Origin of the sequence: Pseudomonas sp. NPDC090233 (assembly GCF_044772285.1) — a bacterium.
Lineage (GTDB): Bacteria > Pseudomonadota > Gammaproteobacteria > Pseudomonadales > Pseudomonadaceae > Aquipseudomonas.
Map to the genome: position 1 here is coordinate 416,256 of NZ_JBIVYQ010000006.1, position 16,779 is coordinate 433,034.

Here is a 16,779-nt window from a genome sequence, read left to right on the forward strand (position 1 = left end):
TGCTAGTTAATGCCGTGCCTGGCCAGCGCCCACTCCACATGCTCGCGCACTAACTCAGACGCATCCTCGCGCCGGGCCTTCAAGGCCTCCAACACCGGAATCGTTGACGGCGCATTGCCCAAGCCCACCGCCAGGTTGCGCAACCACCGCTCATACCCCGCCCGCCGCAACGGCCCGCCCTCGGTCTTGCGCAGGAAGGTCTTCTCGTCCCACAGGAACATCTCGGCCAGTTCGGCATTCTCCAGCCCGTGGCGCGGCTGGAAGTCGCTCTCCTGGGTAGGCCGCGCGAAGCGGTTCCACGGGCAGACGATCTGGCAGTCGTCGCAGCCGAACACCCGGTTGCCCATCATCGAGCGCAACTCCACGGGAATTGCGCCCTTCAGCTCGATGGTCAGGTACGAGATACAACGCCTGGCATCCAGCACGTAAGGCCCGACGAAAGCCTTGGTCGGGCAGATGTCCAGGCATGCCTCGCAGCGCCCGCAGTGCTCGCTGGCATGCGCTTCGTCCACCGGCAGCGGCAGGTCGACGAACAGTTCGGCGAGGAAGAAGTAGCTACCGGCCTTGCGGTTGAGCAGCAACGTGTTCTTGCCGATCCAGCCCAGCCCAGCCTGTTCGGCGATCGCCTTTTCCAGTACCGGGGCGCTGTCGACGAACGCGCGATAACCGAACGGGCCGATGTCTTCCTGGATGCGGTCGGCCAGGTGCTGCACGCGTTTGCGCACCAGCTTGTGATAGTCGCGGCCAAGGGCATAACGCGAGACGTAGGCTTTTTCCGGCTGGGCCAGGCGTTGTGCCATCTGTGTGTCGCCCGGCAGGTAGTCCATGCGCAGCGACACCACGCGCACGGTGCCGGGAATCAACTGGTCGGGGTGCGCGCGTTTGCCATCGTGGGCGGCCAGGTACTCCATCTCGCCCTGGTAGCCGGCGTCGAGCCAGCGCTGCAGGTGCTTTTCGTGCTCGCCAAGGTCCACACCGGCGATGCCGACGTGGGCAAAACCGAGTTCTTGGCCCCAGATCTTGATCGATTGGGCCAGGGCGGCGAGGTCTAGTGTGCAAGCGGACATGGATGGGTAAGGCAATACGGGCTCAGGTGCGTATAATTCTGCCAGACATTGGAGCCTTTGACCCCATGCCGCAGACCAAACACCCCAGCTACGCCCCGCAACTGCTCAGCAGTGTATCCGTCGCGCGCCTGCCCGCCAGGCATTCGCATGCCCACAAAGGTGACTTCGGCCATGTGCTGGTGGTGGGTGGCGACCTCGGCACCGGTGGCGCGGTGTTGCTCAGCGCCGAGGCCGCACTACGTTGCGGTGCTGGGCTGGTCAGCGTGGCGACCCGCCCCGAGCACGTGGCTGCTGGGCTCACCCGCATGCCCGAAACCATGTGCCTGGGGGTGAATTCGGCCAACCAGCTGATGGGCGTGCTGGAGCGCGCTTCGGTATTGGTGGTCGGGCCTGGTCTAGGTCAAGCCGCCTGGGGACGCAGCCTGTTATCGGCGGTGGCCAATGCCGAGCGGCCGCAGGTGTGGGACGCCGATGCGCTCAACCTGCTGGCGCGCACCCCGCTGGCGCTACCCAGTGGCAGCATCCTCACGCCGCATCCCGGAGAGGCAGCTCGGCTGCTGGGGATTTCCACCGAGGCGGTGCAAGCTGATCGCCCGGGCGCCGCGCGCAAGCTGGCGCGACGTTACAACAGCATTTGTGTGTTGAAGGGGGCCGGCACCCTGGTGGCCGACCCAGCCGGTCTATTGATGCTGTGCGAGCGCGGTCATCCGGCAATGGCCGGCGCGGGCCTGGGCGATGTGCTGACTGGCGTGCTGGCGGCGTTATTGGCCCAGGGCCTGGATGCCTGGAGCGCAGCTGGCCTGGGGGTGTGGTTGCACGCCTGTGCCGGCGAGCGTCTGGGTATAAAAGGTAGAGGCCTGGCAGCCAGCGATCTGGCGCCGGTCATTCGTGAGTTGTTGGAGGAGCATTCTGCGTGTCTGGCATAACCCTGTTTCTGGCCGATGAAGAGGCCACAGTCAAATTCGGCGCGGCACTGGCCGAAGTGACCGGCGGTCGCGGCGTGATCTTTCTGGAGGGCGACCTTGGCGCGGGCAAGACTACGCTTTCCCGAGGGCTGATTCGTGGCCTTGGTCATACAGGTGCAGTGAAAAGTCCGACCTTTACCGTGGTAGAACCCTACGAAATCGGTGATGTGCGCGCCTACCATTTCGACCTGTATCGCCTGGTGGACCCGGAGGAGCTTGAGTACCTGGGCATTCGCGACTATTTCGAGGGCGACCCGCTGTGCTTGTTCGAATGGCCAGAAAAGGGTGCGGGCGTTTTGCCAAAGCCTGACCTGACCATTACCATAAGCCCCCAAGCGGGCGGACGCTCGCTTCACCTTTCGCCGCAGGGGGCTCGCGGCGAGGCTTGGTGCAAGGCACTGGGCGAACACTATAAACAGTAAGTGGGGTAGGTATGCGCATACGCGCACTGGTCGCGTTCGTTGGGCTGCTGCTGACAACGGTGACCGTTGACGCTCTGGCCGTCACTCAAGTCAAGAGCATGCGCCTATGGCGCGCGCCGGACAACACGCGGCTGGTCTTCGACCTTTCTGGCCCCGTGCAGCACAGCGTCTTCACCCTCAGCGCACCCGATCGCCTGGTCATCGATATCAATGGCGCAACCCTGGGTGCGCCGCTGAACGTCTCTACCTCGAACACGCCGATCAGCAGCGTGCGCTCCGCCCAGCGCACGCCTACCGACCTGCGCGTGGTGGTTGACCTGAAAAAGTCGGTCACGCCGAAGAGTTTCACCCTGGCGCCCAACGCCCAGTACGGCAACCGCCTGGTCGTCGACTTGTACGACCAGGAGGCCGATGCCATCGCCGCCACGGCGCCGGCAGCACCACCGACGCCGGTGCAAACCCCGGTAACCACGCCCGCCGTGCCGGTATCGCCGGCTCAACCTGCGATCAAACTGCCACCGGTACCCAGCGGCAAGCGCGACATCGTGGTCGCCATCGACGCCGGCCATGGCGGCGAAGACCCGGGGGCCTCCGGCTCGCGCGGCCAGCACGAGAAAGACATCGTGCTGCAGATCGCCAAGGAGTTGCAGCGCCAGATCAACGGCGAGAAGGGCTACCGCGCCGAGCTGACCCGCACCGGTGACTACTTCATTCCGCTGCGCAAGCGTACCGAGATCGCCCGCAAGAAAGGCGCCGACCTGTTCATCTCGATCCACGCCGATGCCGCGCCGTCGCGGGCCGCCTTTGGTGCCTCGGTGTTCGCCCTGTCCGACCGTGGCGCCACGTCCGAGACCGCGCGCTGGCTGGCCGACACGGAAAACCGTTCCGACCTGATCGGCGGTGCCGGCAACGTCAGCCTCGACGACAAGGACCGCATGCTCGCCGGCGTGCTGCTGGACCTGTCGATGACCGCCACGCTCAGCTCCAGCCTCAACGTTGGGCAAAAGGTGTTGGGCAACATGGGTCGCGTCACTTCGCTGCACAAGCAGCGTGTGGAACAAGCGGGCTTCATGGTGTTGAAGTCGCCGGATATTCCGTCGATCCTCGTTGAAACCGGGTTCATTTCCAACAACAACGAGGCCGCCAAGCTCGCCACATCAAGCCATCAGCAGGCCTTGGCCCGCTCGATCCATACCGGTGTGCGTCAGTACTTCCAGCAAAACCCGCCGCCCGGCACCTACATCGCCTGGCTGCGCGACAGTGGCAAGATCGCCCAGGGGCCACGTGAGCACACCGTACGCCCGGGTGAAACGTTGGCGATGCTGGCCGTGCGCTACCAGGTCAGCGTGGCCAGCCTGCGCAGCACCAACAGCCTGAAGACCGATGAATTGAAGGTCGGCCAGCACCTCAACGTCCCTGCTACCACACTGGCTGCGCAATGAACGGTGGTTCGCGCATCCAGCTGCTGAGCCCGCGGCTGGCCAACCAGATTGCCGCCGGTGAAGTGGTCGAGCGCCCGGCGTCGGTGGCCAAGGAGCTGTTGGAGAACAGCCTCGACTCCGGTGCCCGGCGCATCGATGTCGAAGTCGAGCAGGGCGGCGTCAAGCTGCTGCGGGTGCGTGACGATGGCAGCGGCATTTCCGCCGATGACCTGCCCTTGGCCCTGGCGCGTCACGCCACCAGCAAGATCCGTGAGCTGGAAGACCTCGAAGGTGTATTGAGCCTGGGCTTCCGGGGCGAGGCGCTGGCTTCGATCAGCTCCGTGGCGCGCCTGACCCTGACTTCGCGCACCGCCAGTGCCGGCGAGGCCTGGCAGGTCGAAACCGAAGGCCGCGACATGACCCCGCGGGTGCAGCCGGCGGCCCATCCGGTGGGTACTTCGGTGGAAGTGCGCGACCTGTTCTTCAATACCCCGGCCCGACGCAAGTTCCTCAAAGCCGAGAAGACCGAATTCGATCACCTGCAGGAAGTCATCCGCCGGCTGGCCCTGGCCCGCTTCGATGTCGGCTTCCACCTGCGCCACAACGGCAAGAGCATCCTCAGCCTGCACGAAGCGCACAACGAAACCGCGCGAGCCCGCCGGGTCGGCGCCATTTGCGGCGCCGGATTCATGGAGCAGGCGCTGCCCATCGATGTCGAGCGCAACGGCTTGCGCTTGTGGGGCTGGGTCGGCCTGCCGACCTTCTCGCGCAGCCAGGCAGACCTGCAGTATTTCTTCGTCAACGGCCGTGCGGTGCGCGACAAGCTGGTTGCCCATGCGGTGCGCCAGGCTTATCGCGACGTGCTGTTCAATGGTCGTCACCCGACCTTCGTGCTGTTCCTGGAGCTTGAGCCCAACGGCGTGGACGTCAACGTCCACCCGACCAAGCACGAGGTACGCTTCCGTGAGGGGCGTTCGGTTCACGATTTTCTCTATGGCACCCTGCATCGTGCCCTGGCCGATGTGCGTCCGGAGGACCAGTTGGCAGCGCCCGCAGCGGCAACCGAACTCGTTCGTCCTACCGGGCAACAAGTCGGTGAATTTGGCCCGCAAGGCGAAATGCGCTTGGCCTCACCCGTGCTGGAGCAGCCCCAGGCGCCCCAGCATTCGATTTCCAACGGTGGCAGTGGCGCGGGCTACCAGTACCAGTACACCCCACGGCCTTCGCAGCCGCTGCCGGCCGCTGAAGCCCAGGCGGCCTACCGCGAGTTCTACAAGCCGCTGAACGATGCCGCCGCAGCACCTTCGACGCTGCCACAAAGCCAGGGCGACATCCCGCCGCTGGGCTATGCCCTGGCCCAGCTCAAGGGCATTTACATCCTCGCCGAGAACGCCGTCGGCCTGGTGTTGGTGGACATGCACGCCGCCCACGAGCGCATCATGTACGAGCGGCTCAAGGTGGCGATGGCCAGCGAAGGCCTCAGCGGCCAGCCGCTGCTGGTGCCCGAAACCCTGGCGCTGAGCCAGCGCGAGGCGGATTGCGCCGAGGAGCACGCCCAGTGGTTCCAGCGCCTGGGCTTCGAGCTGCAGCGCCTGGGCCCCGAGACCTTGGCGATCCGCCAGATTCCGGCGCTGCTCAAGCAGGCCGAGGCCAATCGCCTGGTGCAGGATGTGCTCGCCGACCTGATGGAGTACGGCACCAGCGATCGCATTCAGGCGCACCTCAACGAACTGCTCGGTACCATGGCCTGCCACGGCGCCGTGCGCGCCAATCGGCGTCTGGCGATTCCCGAGATGAACGCCCTGCTGCGCGACATGGAAAACACCGAGCGCAGCGGCCAGTGCAATCATGGCCGACCGACCTGGACCCAGATGGGCCTGGACGACCTGGACAAACTTTTCCTGCGCGGTCGATGACATGAGCGGCAAGCCCCCAGCAATATTTCTCATGGGCCCGACGGCAGCCGGCAAGACCGACCTGGCCATCGAGCTGACCAAAGTTCTGCCGTGCGAGCTGATCAGCGTTGATTCAGCACTGGTCTACCGTGGCATGGACATCGGTAGCGCCAAGCCCTCCAAGGAGATCCTGGCGGCCCATCCGCACCGTCTGATCGACATCCGCGACCCGGCCGAAAGCTACTCCGCCGCGCAATTTCGCAGCGACGCCCTGGAGGCGATGGCCGAAATCACCGCGCGCGGCAAGATCCCGCTGCTGGTCGGCGGCACCATGCTCTATTACAAGGCCTTGCTCGACGGCCTGGCAGACATGCCACCCGCCGACGCCGCAGTGCGTGCCGAGCTCGAAGCCCAGGCCGAGGCGCTGGGCCTGGCCGAGTTGCACCGGCAGTTGGCCGAAGTTGACCCCGTGTCCGCTGCACGCATCCACCCCAACGACCCGCAACGGCTGATCCGCGCGCTGGAGGTCTACCGGGTGAGCGGCGAGAGCATGACGGCCCATCGCCAGCGTCAATTCGCGGAAAGTAGCGCCGCAGACGCAGGCGCTGACGGGCATTTGCCCTATACTGTCGCGAGTTTGGCGATTGCTCCTACAGATCGTCACATTTTGCATCAGCGAATTGCGTTACGATTTTCGCAGATGCTGGAACAGGGCTTCGTCGACGAGGTCCGATCGCTGCGAGCCAGAAGTGACTTGCACGCCGGGCTGCCGTCTATACGGGCAGTGGGGTATCGGCAAGTCTGGGACTACCTCGACGGCAAGCTGACTGAGAATGAGATGCGAGAACGCGGTATCATTGCCACTCGCCAGCTGGCCAAGCGGCAGTTCACCTGGTTGCGCGGTTGGTCCGACGTGCACTGGCTCGACAGCCTGGCCTGCGACAATCTGTCCCGCACCTTGAAATACCTGGGAAGCGTCTCCATATTGAGCTGAGTCCCTGCTGATTGCCGTCTATTCTCTCGAAGGGGCGGCCTAACTTATCGATTTCTTTGATTTTCTATTATTGATCCTTACAGGAGTGCGGCATATGTCAAAAGGGCATTCGCTACAAGACCCTTACTTGAACACCTTGAGAAAAGAAAAGGTCCCGGTTTCGATCTATCTGGTCAACGGCATCAAGCTGCAGGGCTCGATCGAATCGTTCGACCAGTTCGTCGTATTGCTGAAGAACACTGTCAGCCAGATGGTCTACAAGCACGCCATCTCGACTGTGGTACCTGCCCGTCCGGTTCGCCTGCCAAGCCCGTCCGATTCCGAACACGGCGACAGCGAGCCAGGCAACGCCTGATAGGAGCCTGCATTGTTCTTTGAGCGCCACGGTGGTGGTGAGCGGGCGCTGCTCGTTCACTTGGAAGGTCAGAACCCTGAGGCGCGCGAAGACCCGCAGGAGTTTCAGGAGCTGGCATTGTCGGCCGGCGCCGACATCGTCTCGCTGGTCACGGTGGGCAGGCATCAGCCTACCGCCAAATACCTGATTGGCAGTGGCAAGGTCGAAGAGCTGCACGACCTGGTCCATGCCGAACAGGTAGACCTGGTGATTTTCAATCACACCCTCACGCCCAGCCAGGAGCGCAACCTCGAACGTGTGTTCGAGTGCCGTGTGCTCGACCGCACCGGGCTGATTCTCGACATCTTCGCCCAACGGGCGCGTACCCATGAAGGCAAGCTGCAGGTCGAACTGGCTCAGCTTGATCACATGAGCACGCGGTTGGTGCGCGGCTGGACTCACCTTGAGCGACAAAAAGGTGGTATCGGCCTGCGCGGCCCGGGTGAAACCCAGCTGGAAACCGACCGCCGCCTGTTGCGGGTACGCATTCGCCAGATCAAGTCTCGCCTGGAGAAAGTACGCAGCCAGCGTGAGCAGGCGCGTCGCGGGCGCAAGCGCGCGGATATTCCGTCGGTATCGTTGGTGGGCTACACCAACGCCGGCAAGTCCACGCTGTTCAACGCCCTGACCGAATCCGAGGTCTACGCCGCCGACCAATTGTTCGCCACCCTCGACCCGACCCTGCGCCGGCTCGAGCTCAACGACCTTGGGCCGATCGTGCTGGCCGATACCGTAGGCTTCATTCGCCACCTGCCGCACAAGCTGGTCGAGGCATTTCGGGCTACGCTCGAAGAGTCGAGCAACTCCGACCTGCTGCTGCATGTGATCGACGCCCATGAGCCGGAGCGCATGGAGCAGATCGAGCAGGTGTTGGCGGTATTGGGCGAGATCGGTGCAGAAGGCTTGCCGATCCTTGAGGTCTATAACAAACTCGACCTGCTCGAAGATGTCGAGCCGCAGATCCAGCGCAACGCCGACGGCAAGCCGGAGCGGGTCTGGGTATCGGCACGAGACGGGCGTGGCCTGGAGCTGGTCGGTCAGGCGATTGCCGAGTTGCTGGGGGATGATCTGTTTGTCGGTACCCTGTGCCTGGAGCAGCGTTTTGCCCGCTTGCGCGCGCAATTCTTTGCCCTGGGTGCCGTGCGGAGTGAGGAGCATGACGAAGAAGGGCGCAGCCTGCTGAGTGTGCGATTGCCCATGGTCGAATTGAATCGCCTGGTCAGCCGCGAAGGCATGGAGCCGCAAGTGTTTGTCGAGCAACACACTTTGCAATAAATGCCCGCCGAGGTCGTCGGGCAGCAGTGGCAGGCATTCTGTAGCATTGGACGGCGCGCCGTGGGCGCGTCTTTGCTTTATCAGATGGAGAGCGCTATGGCTTGGAACGAGCCGGGTGGCAACTCGAACAATCAGGATCCCTGGGGCGGTCGCCGTGGTGGCGGCGGCGGTGGTGGCGATAAAAAAGGCCCGCCGGATCTGGACGAGGCCTTCCGCAAACTGCAGGACAGCCTGAACGGCATGTTCGGCAGCGGCAAGAAACGTGGCGGCGGTGACCGCAATGTCGGCAAGGGCGGGGGCTATGGCCTGCTGGGCATCGGCCTGGCGGTACTGGCTGCCATCTGGCTGTACAGCGCCGTGTACGTGGTCGACGAGCAGGAGCAAGCCGTGGTGCTGCGCTTCGGCAAGTACTATGAGACGGTCGGTCCCGGCCTGAACATCTACTTCCCGCCATTCGATCGCAAGTACATGGAAAACGTCACGCGTGAGCGTGCCTACACCAAGCAGGGCCAGATGCTCACCGAAGACGAGAACATCGTCGAGGTGCCGCTGACCGTCCAGTACAAGATCAGCAACCTGCAGGACTTCGTGCTCAACGTCGACCAGCCGGAAGTCAGCCTGCAGCATGCGACCGACAGCGCCCTGCGCCACGTGGTGGGTTCCACCTCGATGGACCAGGTGTTGACCGAAGGCCGTGAGCAGATGGCCGTGGATATCCGCGAACGCCTGCAGCGCTTCCTCGACAACTACCGCACCGGCATCACCGTCACCCAGGTCAACGTACAGAGCGCGGCAGCCCCGCGTGAAGTGCAGGAAGCCTTCGACGACGTGATCCGCGCCCGTGAAGACGAGCAACGTGCCCGCAACCAGGCCGAGTCCTACGCCAATGGCGTGGTGCCGGAAGCCCGCGGTCAGGCCCAGCGCATCATCGAGGACGCCAACGGTTACCGCGACGAAGTCATCGCCCGCGCCAAGGGTGAGGCCGACCGCTTCACCAAGCTGGTTGCCGAGTACCGCAAGGCACCTGACGTGACCCGTCAGCGTCTGTACCTGGAGACCATGCAAGAGGTCTACAGCAATACCAGCAAAGTCATGGTGGCCACCAAGGACGGGCAGAACAACCTGCTCTATCTGCCGCTGGACAAGATGGTCGAAGGCAGCCGCAACACGTCCGCGCCAACCACCAGTGTTTCTCCGTCGGCCAACGACGCGGCGGCACGTGCGGCGCAGGACCTGCAACAGCAACAGCAGCAGCTGCGTACTAGGGAGAGCCGCTGATGAGCAACAGATCGCTGATCGCCCTGATCGCCGTCGTGGTTCTGGCCATCGTCGGCTGGAACAGCTTCTACATCGTGGCCCAGACCGAGCGTGCGGTAATGCTGCGCTTCGGTAAGGTGGTCCAGGCGGATGTTCAGCCTGGCCTGCACATGAAGATTCCGTACGTGAACCAGGTCCGCAAGTTCGACGCTCGCCTGATGACCCTCGACGCTCCGACCCAGCGGTTCCTGACCCTGGAGAAAAAAGCGGTGATGGTCGACGCCTACGCCAAGTGGCGCGTCAAGGATGCCGAGCGTTTCTATACCGCCACTTCCGGCATGAAGCAGATCGCCGACGAGCGTCTTTCGCGTCGTCTGGAAAGCGGCCTGCGTGACCAGTTCGGTAAGCGCACCCTGCACGAAGTAGTCTCCGGTGAACGTGACGCGCTGATGGCTGACATCACCGCTTCGCTGAACCGCATGGCTGCCAAGGAGCTGGGTATCGAAGTCGTTGACGTCCGCGTCAAGGCCATCGACCTGCCGAAGGAAGTCAACCGCAGCGTGTTCGACCGCATGAGCACCGAGCGTGAGCGTGAAGCCCGCGAGCATCGCGCCAAAGGTAACGAACTGGCCGAAGGTATCCGTGCGGATGCCGACCGTCAGCGCCGTGTACTGCTGGCCGAAGCCTATCGCGAAGCTGAAGAAACCCGCGGTGATGGCGACGCTCAGTCGGCCTCCATCTATGCCAAGGCCTACAACCAGGACGCCGATTTCTATGCGTTCTACCGTAGCCTGCAGGCGTACCGCGAGAGCTTCTCCAGCAAGAGCGACGTGCTGGTCCTGGATCCGAAGAACGAGTTCTTCCGTTACCTGGACAAGAGCAAGCCGTAATGCATTGAGCCTCGTTTCATGGGGTGGCGCCCCGCCTGGCAGCTAAAACACCAGGCGGGGTGCATTCTGAATGAAAAGGGGTGTAAGATGCGGCAGCCGGGAAATTTCCCGGCTTTTTTGCGTCTGCAAGGTCAATTGGCGAAACGCCAGTTGACGGTTTGGTCAGGTCGCAAGGCAATTTGAGGGTATCGGGTACGGTGGTTGCGCTGGGATCAGTGCTGCCCGCTGCTGTGCGCGATACCGGCTTTACTGACGGCTGGCCTCTCGGCAAGCCGCCCGGACCAGAGGGGAAATGGCGTAATGGCAACGGTAGACCGCTGGCTGCTGCCAGATGGCATCGAGGAAGTACTGCCACCTGAGGCTGCGCGCATCGAGATCGCGCGCCGCCAGGTGTTGGACCTGTTCCAGAGTTGGGGTTACGAACTGGTCGTCACCCCGCATATCGAGTACCTGGAGTCGCTGCTCACCGGCGCCGGCCAGGACCTGGACCAGCGCACCTTCAAGGTGGTCGACCCGCAGTCGGGCCGCCTGATGGGCTTCCGCGCCGACTTCACCCCGCAGGTGGCGCGCATCGACGCCCACACCCTGCGCCGTGAAGGCCCGAGCCGCCTGTGCTACGCCGGCAGCGTGCTGCACGCCCAGCCACGGGCACTGTCCACTTCGCGCAGCCCGATTCAGCTGGGTGCCGAGCTGTACGGCGACGCCAGCCCCACCAGCGATGTCGAAGTCATCAGCCTGATGCTCGCCACGCTGCAACTGACCGACGTCGCAGACGTACACATGGACCTCGGTCATGTCGGTATCTACCGTGGCCTGGCGCGCGCCGCCGGCCTGTCGGGCGCGGTCGAGCAGCAGCTGTTCGACGCCCTGCAGCGCAAGTCGGTGGATGAAGTGCAGGCACTGACCGCCGACCTGCCGAAGGACCTGGGCAACATGCTGCGCGCCCTGGTCGAGCTGTGCGGTGGGCGCGAAGTGCTGGCCGAAGCCCGCGTGCGCCTGGGCCGTGCCCCGGCCAGCGTGCTGGCGGCGCTGGACGATCTGCTGGCGATCGCCGATCGCCTGGCGTCGCGCTACCCGGACTTGCCGTTGTACTTCGACCTTGGCGAGCTGCGTGGCTACAACTACCACACCGGTGTGGTGTTCGCCGTGTTCGTCCCTGGTGAAGGTCAATCGATCGCCCAGGGCGGCCGTTACGACGACATCGGCGCCGATTTCGGCCGGGCACGCCCGGCCACCGGATTCTCCACGGATTTGAAGACCCTGGTCACACTGGGGCGAGCGGAGGTCGTATTGCCTACTGGCGGCATCTGGATGCCCGACAGTGGCGACGCGGCCCTCTGGCAGCAGGTCTGCCAGTTGCGCAACGAGGGCCAGCGTGTGGTCCAGGCTCTGCCTGGCCAGCCGTTGAGTGCTGCTCTCGAGGCGGATTGTGATCGGCAATTGATTCAGCAAGACGGGCGCTGGCAGGTTCTGCCGCTGACCCATTGAGTTTCTGCGTCGGCAGTAGGCCGGCAACCAAGTTTGCGTGAATGAGGACCAATGTAATGGGTAAGAATGTCGTCGTCCTGGGCACCCAGTGGGGTGATGAGGGCAAAGGCAAGATCGTCGATCTGCTGACCGAACATGCTGCCGCCGTAGTGCGCTACCAGGGTGGCCACAACGCGGGCCACACCCTGGTGATCAACGGTGAAAAAACCGTTCTGCACCTGATTCCGTCTGGCATCCTGCGTGAAGGCGTGCAGTGCCTGATCGGCAACGGCGTGGTCGTTGCACCCGATGCCCTGATGCGTGAAATCACCAAGCTGGAAGAGAAGGGCGTGCCGGTGCGCGAGCGCCTGCGCATCAGCCCGGCTGCGCCGCTGATCCTGTCGTACCACGTGGCCCTGGACCAGGCCCGCGAAAAAGCCCGTGGCGAAGCCAAGATCGGCACCACCGGCCGTGGTATCGGCCCAGCGTACGAAGACAAAGTCGCCCGCCGTGGCCTGCGTATCGGTGACCTGTTCCACCGTGAGCGTTTCGCCGCCAAGCTCGGTGAGCTGCTGGACTACCACAACTTCCAGCTGGTCAATTACTACAAAGAGCCGGCCATCGACTTCCAGCAGACGCTGGACGAGTGCATGGAATACGCCGAGCTGCTCAAGCCGATGATGCTCGACGTCACCGCTGAGCTGCACAACCTGCGTCGCGCCGGCAAGGACATCATGTTCGAAGGCGCCCAGGGCTCGCTGCTGGACATTGACCACGGTACCTACCCGTACGTCACCAGCTCCAACACCACCGCTGGCGGTATCTCCACCGGCTCGGGCGTTGGCCCGATGTACCTGGACTACATCCTGGGTATCACCAAGGCCTACACCACTCGCGTGGGTTCCGGTCCGTTCCCGACCGAACTGTTCGACGAGACCGGCGCCGGCCTGGCCAAGCGTGGCCACGAGTTCGGTTCGACCACCGGCCGTGCCCGCCGTTGCGGCTGGTTCGATGCCGTCATCCTGCGTCGCGCCATTGACGTCAACAGCATCTCGGGCATCTGCCTGACCAAGCTGGACGTACTGGACGGCATGGAAACCATCAACATCTGCGTTGGCTACAAGGACGCAAACGGCGCCGTCAATGATGCCCCGTCCGACGCCGACAGCTACATCGGCCTGGAGCCGGTGTACGAAACGATGCCAGGCTGGAGCGAGTCGACCGTGGGCGCCAAGTCCCTGGAAGCCCTGCCAGAAGCTGCTCGCGCTTACATCAAGCGTATCGAGGAGCTGGTTGGCGCGCCGATCGACATCATCTCCACCGGCCCGGACCGCAACGAGACCATCGTGCTGCGTCATCCTTTCGCCTGATCTGCCCTCCAGGCTGATCTGACGCCGCGGTCCTGAAAGGGGCCGCGGCGTTTTCATTTGTGGCCGTTGCTAGACCTTGGCGCTTATACCTGCTGTGCTCGGCACAACCCTTGCTGTAAGAAGTTCTGTAGATGCCATCAAAATAATGGCGCCAGAAAGCACGAGGGTTTCACCGTGTCTGCCATCCTTTCAGTGTTACGAAGCCGCCTGTTGCGGCCTGTGTTTGTTGCCCTCGGTATCGCCCTTTTGGTGCAGGTGCTGGTGGCTGTTGCGCTAACCCGAAGCACGGTCACTGCCCTTGAGTCCGACCTTGGCGAGCGCCTGGGCAATGACAGCCGCAAGCTCGCCAGTGAGCTGGAGCAGGCCGGGCAGGATGTCCGTGCCGGCCTCGACAGCCTTTCCAGCAGTACCCGTCAGCGCCTCAGCGCCGGCCTCTCCGAACGCTTGCAAAGCGAACAGCAACAACTGCGCACGACGCTGGAAAAGAACCTCAAGGACTCAGCCAACGACATGGCCGAACTGCTGGCCTCGGTCGCACCACGGGCGATCTGGGACAACGACGTGCCGACGCTGTCCGACTTTGCTCGCCGTGCCCAGCGCAATCCCAATGTGCTGTTCGTAATCTATGACGACGCCCAGGGCCAGCATCTGACCCGCTACCTGAACCGACAGAACCCGATCAACCAGGCCTTGATGGAAAAAGGCCAAGGTGAGCGCGCTCTGGACAAGGTGCTCGAAGCTGCCCGCCGCGATCCGTCGGTGTATTTCGTCGAGGCCTCGATCAACCCCAATGGCGCAGAAATTGGCAAAGTCCTGATGGGCGTCTCCACTGCCGGTGTCGATCAGGAACTGAAAGCGCTGGATCAGCGTTTCAACGCCTTGATCGTCAGCGGCGAGCAACTGGTGGGTGATAGCCTTGGCGCAGCGGCGGCGGACAGTGGCAAGGCTCTCAGGGAACGTTTGGAAACTGCGCAGGGTAGCGCCACTGCAATGCAGGCCAATACCGCGCAAACCGTGCGCAATGCGGCTGCAGAGCTGCGTTGGCGGATTGGCCTGGGCCTGGTGCTGGTTGGCCTGGGCGTGCTGGTGCTCGTGGCTGTGGTGCTGGGCCGGCGGGTGCTCAGCAAGTTGCGCCTGCTGATTGCCGCCCTCAACGACCTGGCGGCCGGAGAGGGCGACCTGACCAAGCGCGTCAACCTCGACAGCCGCGACGAGATCGGTGACATGGCCTCGGCGGTCAACCGCTTCGTCGACAAACTTCAGCCAATTGTCCGCGAGGCGGGAGAGGTGGCGCAGCGAACCGGCGTAGAAATCGGTGCAATGGCCCAGCGCAACGCCGGAGCCGATGCCGCTGCTGCACTGCAGCGCGACGAAGTAGCCGCCAGCTTGCGCGACCTGTCGAGCATGGCGGACGAAGCCCAGGCCGAAAGCCACGCCATGCAGGCAGCGCTGCAGCAGGTGGTCGACATCCGCCAGGCCACCGACGAGAACAGCCGCGCTTCGACGCAATTAGCCGGCATGATCGAGAACCTCGCCGGCCAGGTCGAAACCGGTGCCCAGGTCATCGAGCGGCTCGCCAGGCAGAGCGAGCAGATCGAGGTGGTGCTGACCGTGATCCACGGCATCGCCGAGCAAACCAACCTGCTGGCCCTCAACGCGGCCATCGAGGCGGCGCGTGCCGGCGAAACCGGGCGCGGCTTTGCTGTAGTGGCGGATGAAGTGCGGGCACTGGCGAGCAAGACGCAAAGCTCTACCGGAGACATTCAGGCGCATATCGCAGCGCTGCAGAAGGGCGCCAAAGAAGCGGTGGCGACCATCGGCCAAGCCGGCCTGAAGGCCAGCGAAGGCCTTTCGGTGTTGCGCGACAACGAGCGCCGGCAGCAATCGGTGCAGGCGGCGGTGGAGCAGGTGCATGCGGCAATTGGCCTGGCTACCCGTGCGGCAGAGCAGCAGGCGCATGGAGCCCAGGCGGTGCGTGGACGGGTAGAAACGATCCATGCTCAAGCCGAGCGCTCTGCCGAAGTCGTCATGCAGACTACCGCCAGTAGCAAGGTGCTGGACGATTTAGCAGCGCAACTGCGCGCCAGTCTGGGGCAGTTCCGCGCCTGATCAGGCGAATCAGGAGCGGCTTCAGCCGCGAAGCAAGCGCCGCGATGAATGGCACCGGCTTCGCCGGTGTTCGCGGCTGAAGACCACAGGCGTTTTGATCAATCATTGCGTTAGCGTTTACTTCTGTGGGAGCGGGCTTGCCCCGCGAACACGGGCGAAGCCCGTGCCATGCAAATCCGATAATAAATGTGTCAGCAGAAACATATTTTGACGCGATCAAGCCGGCTTCATCAGTGATTTTGTAGGAAAAGAAACGCCTTGACGGCAGTGCCGGCGGCAACGTCACGGGCGGTTGGGACCGCATCAACAATAAGAAGTATGCGTGAGGTGCGACAATGTCCGAGGCGCGCAGCTTCATTAATCCGCAAGCGCAGTCGTATGAGTCGTTGAAGGCCGATACGCCCATGAACGCGAATCAGCGGGCCAAGTTTGATGTGCTGAATGCGCATGTCGTCAACACTGTTATATTCCCTGGCGAGCTGATAATTGTAGGTGACCCAAGCACACCGTCCTGTACTGCTCATGAGGCATTTCTAGGAGGAATGGGTGGATATGTCGGGGGCGTGTTGGGGCCGATAGCATGTGTAGCTGTAGGTATTCCCACCGGTGGAGCGGCAACTTTCGCATGTGCGGTATTGGGGGGAGCGGGTGGGGGTATTTGCTGGCGGTGAGTTTGGTGAAATATTAGGGGGAAGAGTGGGGGAGATTTTGTATGAGGCAGTGCGATGAGTAACCTGCACCTCGCAGTGCTTGGTGTATTTGTAATTATTTCACCTTTTTTGATGTTTGGTATCTGGGTATTCTTTGCCTATCGATATCTGGATCATATCGAATCAGTTCTGCCAAATAGCCGAATGGTGGCTGTGAACAGAGAAATATATTCACATGCTGGGCTGCTCGGGAAAGTCATGCGGCTAGGATCAATTTCTGCAATGCTATCTATGAAATATTTTAGCGTTCGGAAGGGGCTATTGGATAGAAATGATATTGCAAAGGCTCCCGCCGACTTGCAGAGGCTGTTAGTGCGCTTGTGGACTGTACAGATTCTGCTGATTGCACTGACTGTTCTATTTTTGTTTGGATAGAGTATTTGAGGTAAGCTCGTGTGTGTCGTTCGAAAAACCAAGCTGCTCGCCTGTCTGCATTCGTTCTCACGTTTTGTTCAAATGAATCCGCGTAAATTGGTACAGCGGTGGATGGGAAGTATGGAGGGGACTACGGTGGGGAGTGGATGGGCAGTCTGGGGGAGTTGA

The 16,779-nt window shown here is 62.8% G+C and carries 14 protein-coding genes and 2 pseudogenes; 15 read left to right on the plus strand and 1 reads right to left on the minus strand.

The annotated features are described in order from the left end of the window. Window positions 1-2: 2 nt before the first annotated feature. The gene (gene queG, locus ACIQUF_RS19120; protein WP_403134486.1) at window positions 3-1,067 is read right to left on the minus strand and encodes a tRNA epoxyqueuosine(34) reductase QueG; all 1,065 of its coding nucleotides are present in this window, start codon (window positions 1,065-1,067) and stop codon (window positions 3-5) included. Window positions 1,068-1,132: 65 nt separating this feature from the next. On the opposite strand from queG, the gene ACIQUF_RS19125 reads away from it, so the two are divergent. The 15 genes and pseudogenes from ACIQUF_RS19125 (at window position 1,133) to ACIQUF_RS19195 (ending at window position 16,611) form a co-directional block, all read left to right on the plus strand. Further along, window positions 1,133-1,993, plus strand: a complete 861-nt coding sequence (locus tag ACIQUF_RS19125; protein ID WP_403134211.1) for an NAD(P)H-hydrate dehydratase — start codon at window positions 1,133-1,135, stop codon at window positions 1,991-1,993. Beyond that, entirely contained in the window at window positions 1,990-2,454 is a 465-nt protein-coding gene (gene tsaE, locus ACIQUF_RS19130) for a tRNA (adenosine(37)-N6)-threonylcarbamoyltransferase complex ATPase subunit type 1 TsaE (RefSeq protein WP_403134489.1), read from the plus strand. The genes ACIQUF_RS19125 and tsaE overlap by 4 nt, the downstream gene beginning before the upstream one ends. 11 nt (window positions 2,455-2,465) lie before the next feature. Further along, window positions 2,466-3,896, plus strand: a complete 1,431-nt coding sequence (locus ACIQUF_RS19135; protein ID WP_403134212.1) for an N-acetylmuramoyl-L-alanine amidase — start codon at window positions 2,466-2,468, stop codon at window positions 3,894-3,896. Next, window positions 3,893-5,791 (plus strand): DNA mismatch repair endonuclease MutL, encoded by a 1,899-nt coding sequence (gene mutL / locus ACIQUF_RS19140; protein ID WP_403134214.1) that lies wholly within the window; start codon window positions 3,893-3,895, stop codon window positions 5,789-5,791. The genes ACIQUF_RS19135 and mutL overlap by 4 nt, the downstream gene beginning before the upstream one ends. Window position 5,792: 1 nt before the next feature. Continuing rightward, window positions 5,793-6,764: a tRNA (adenosine(37)-N6)-dimethylallyltransferase MiaA gene (gene miaA / locus ACIQUF_RS19145; RefSeq protein WP_403134216.1), complete on the plus strand. Its 972-nt coding sequence runs from the start codon at window positions 5,793-5,795 to the stop codon at window positions 6,762-6,764. Between the two features lie 94 nt (window positions 6,765-6,858). Further along, window positions 6,859-7,119 carry an RNA chaperone Hfq gene (gene hfq / locus ACIQUF_RS19150; protein ID WP_003258160.1) on the plus strand — a complete coding sequence of 87 codons (261 nt, stop codon included), beginning with the start codon at window positions 6,859-6,861 and terminating at the stop codon, window positions 7,117-7,119. A 12-nt stretch (window positions 7,120-7,131) separates the two neighbouring features. After that, window positions 7,132-8,433, plus strand: a complete 1,302-nt coding sequence (hflX, locus tag ACIQUF_RS19155) for a ribosome rescue GTPase HflX (protein WP_403134218.1) — start codon at window positions 7,132-7,134, stop codon at window positions 8,431-8,433. A gap of 96 nt (window positions 8,434-8,529) precedes the next feature. Further along, entirely contained in the window at window positions 8,530-9,711 is a 1,182-nt protein-coding gene (gene hflK / locus ACIQUF_RS19160; RefSeq protein ID WP_403134220.1) for an FtsH protease activity modulator HflK, read from the plus strand. Beyond that, the gene (gene hflC / locus ACIQUF_RS19165) at window positions 9,711-10,580 is read left to right on the plus strand and encodes a protease modulator HflC (RefSeq protein ID WP_403134223.1); all 870 of its coding nucleotides are present in this window, start codon (window positions 9,711-9,713) and stop codon (window positions 10,578-10,580) included. The genes hflK and hflC overlap by 1 nt, the downstream gene beginning before the upstream one ends. Before the next feature lie 300 nt (window positions 10,581-10,880). Then, window positions 10,881-12,068, plus strand: coding sequence for an ATP phosphoribosyltransferase regulatory subunit (locus tag ACIQUF_RS19170; protein ID WP_264311363.1), 1,188 nt, complete (start codon window positions 10,881-10,883; stop codon window positions 12,066-12,068). Between the two features lie 56 nt (window positions 12,069-12,124). Further along, on the plus strand, window positions 12,125-13,417 hold the full coding sequence (locus ACIQUF_RS19175; protein WP_300028445.1) for an adenylosuccinate synthase: 1,293 nt from the start codon (window positions 12,125-12,127) through the stop codon (window positions 13,415-13,417). A gap of 990 nt (window positions 13,418-14,407) precedes the next feature. After that, window positions 14,408-14,620: pseudogene (locus tag ACIQUF_RS19180) on the plus strand (methyl-accepting chemotaxis protein); the annotation flags it as partial. Between the two features lie 201 nt (window positions 14,621-14,821). Continuing rightward, complete coding sequence (locus ACIQUF_RS19185) at window positions 14,822-15,526, plus strand: methyl-accepting chemotaxis protein (protein WP_400797141.1); 705 nt, start codon at window positions 14,822-14,824, stop codon at window positions 15,524-15,526. Between the two features lie 248 nt (window positions 15,527-15,774). Continuing rightward, window positions 15,775-15,852, plus strand: a pseudogene (locus tag ACIQUF_RS19190) (Hcp1 family type VI secretion system effector); the annotation flags it as partial. A 399-nt stretch (window positions 15,853-16,251) separates the two neighbouring features. After that, window positions 16,252-16,611 carry a hypothetical protein gene (locus ACIQUF_RS19195; protein WP_403134225.1) on the plus strand — a complete coding sequence of 120 codons (360 nt, stop codon included), beginning with the start codon at window positions 16,252-16,254 and terminating at the stop codon, window positions 16,609-16,611. Window positions 16,612-16,779 lie beyond the last annotated feature (168 nt).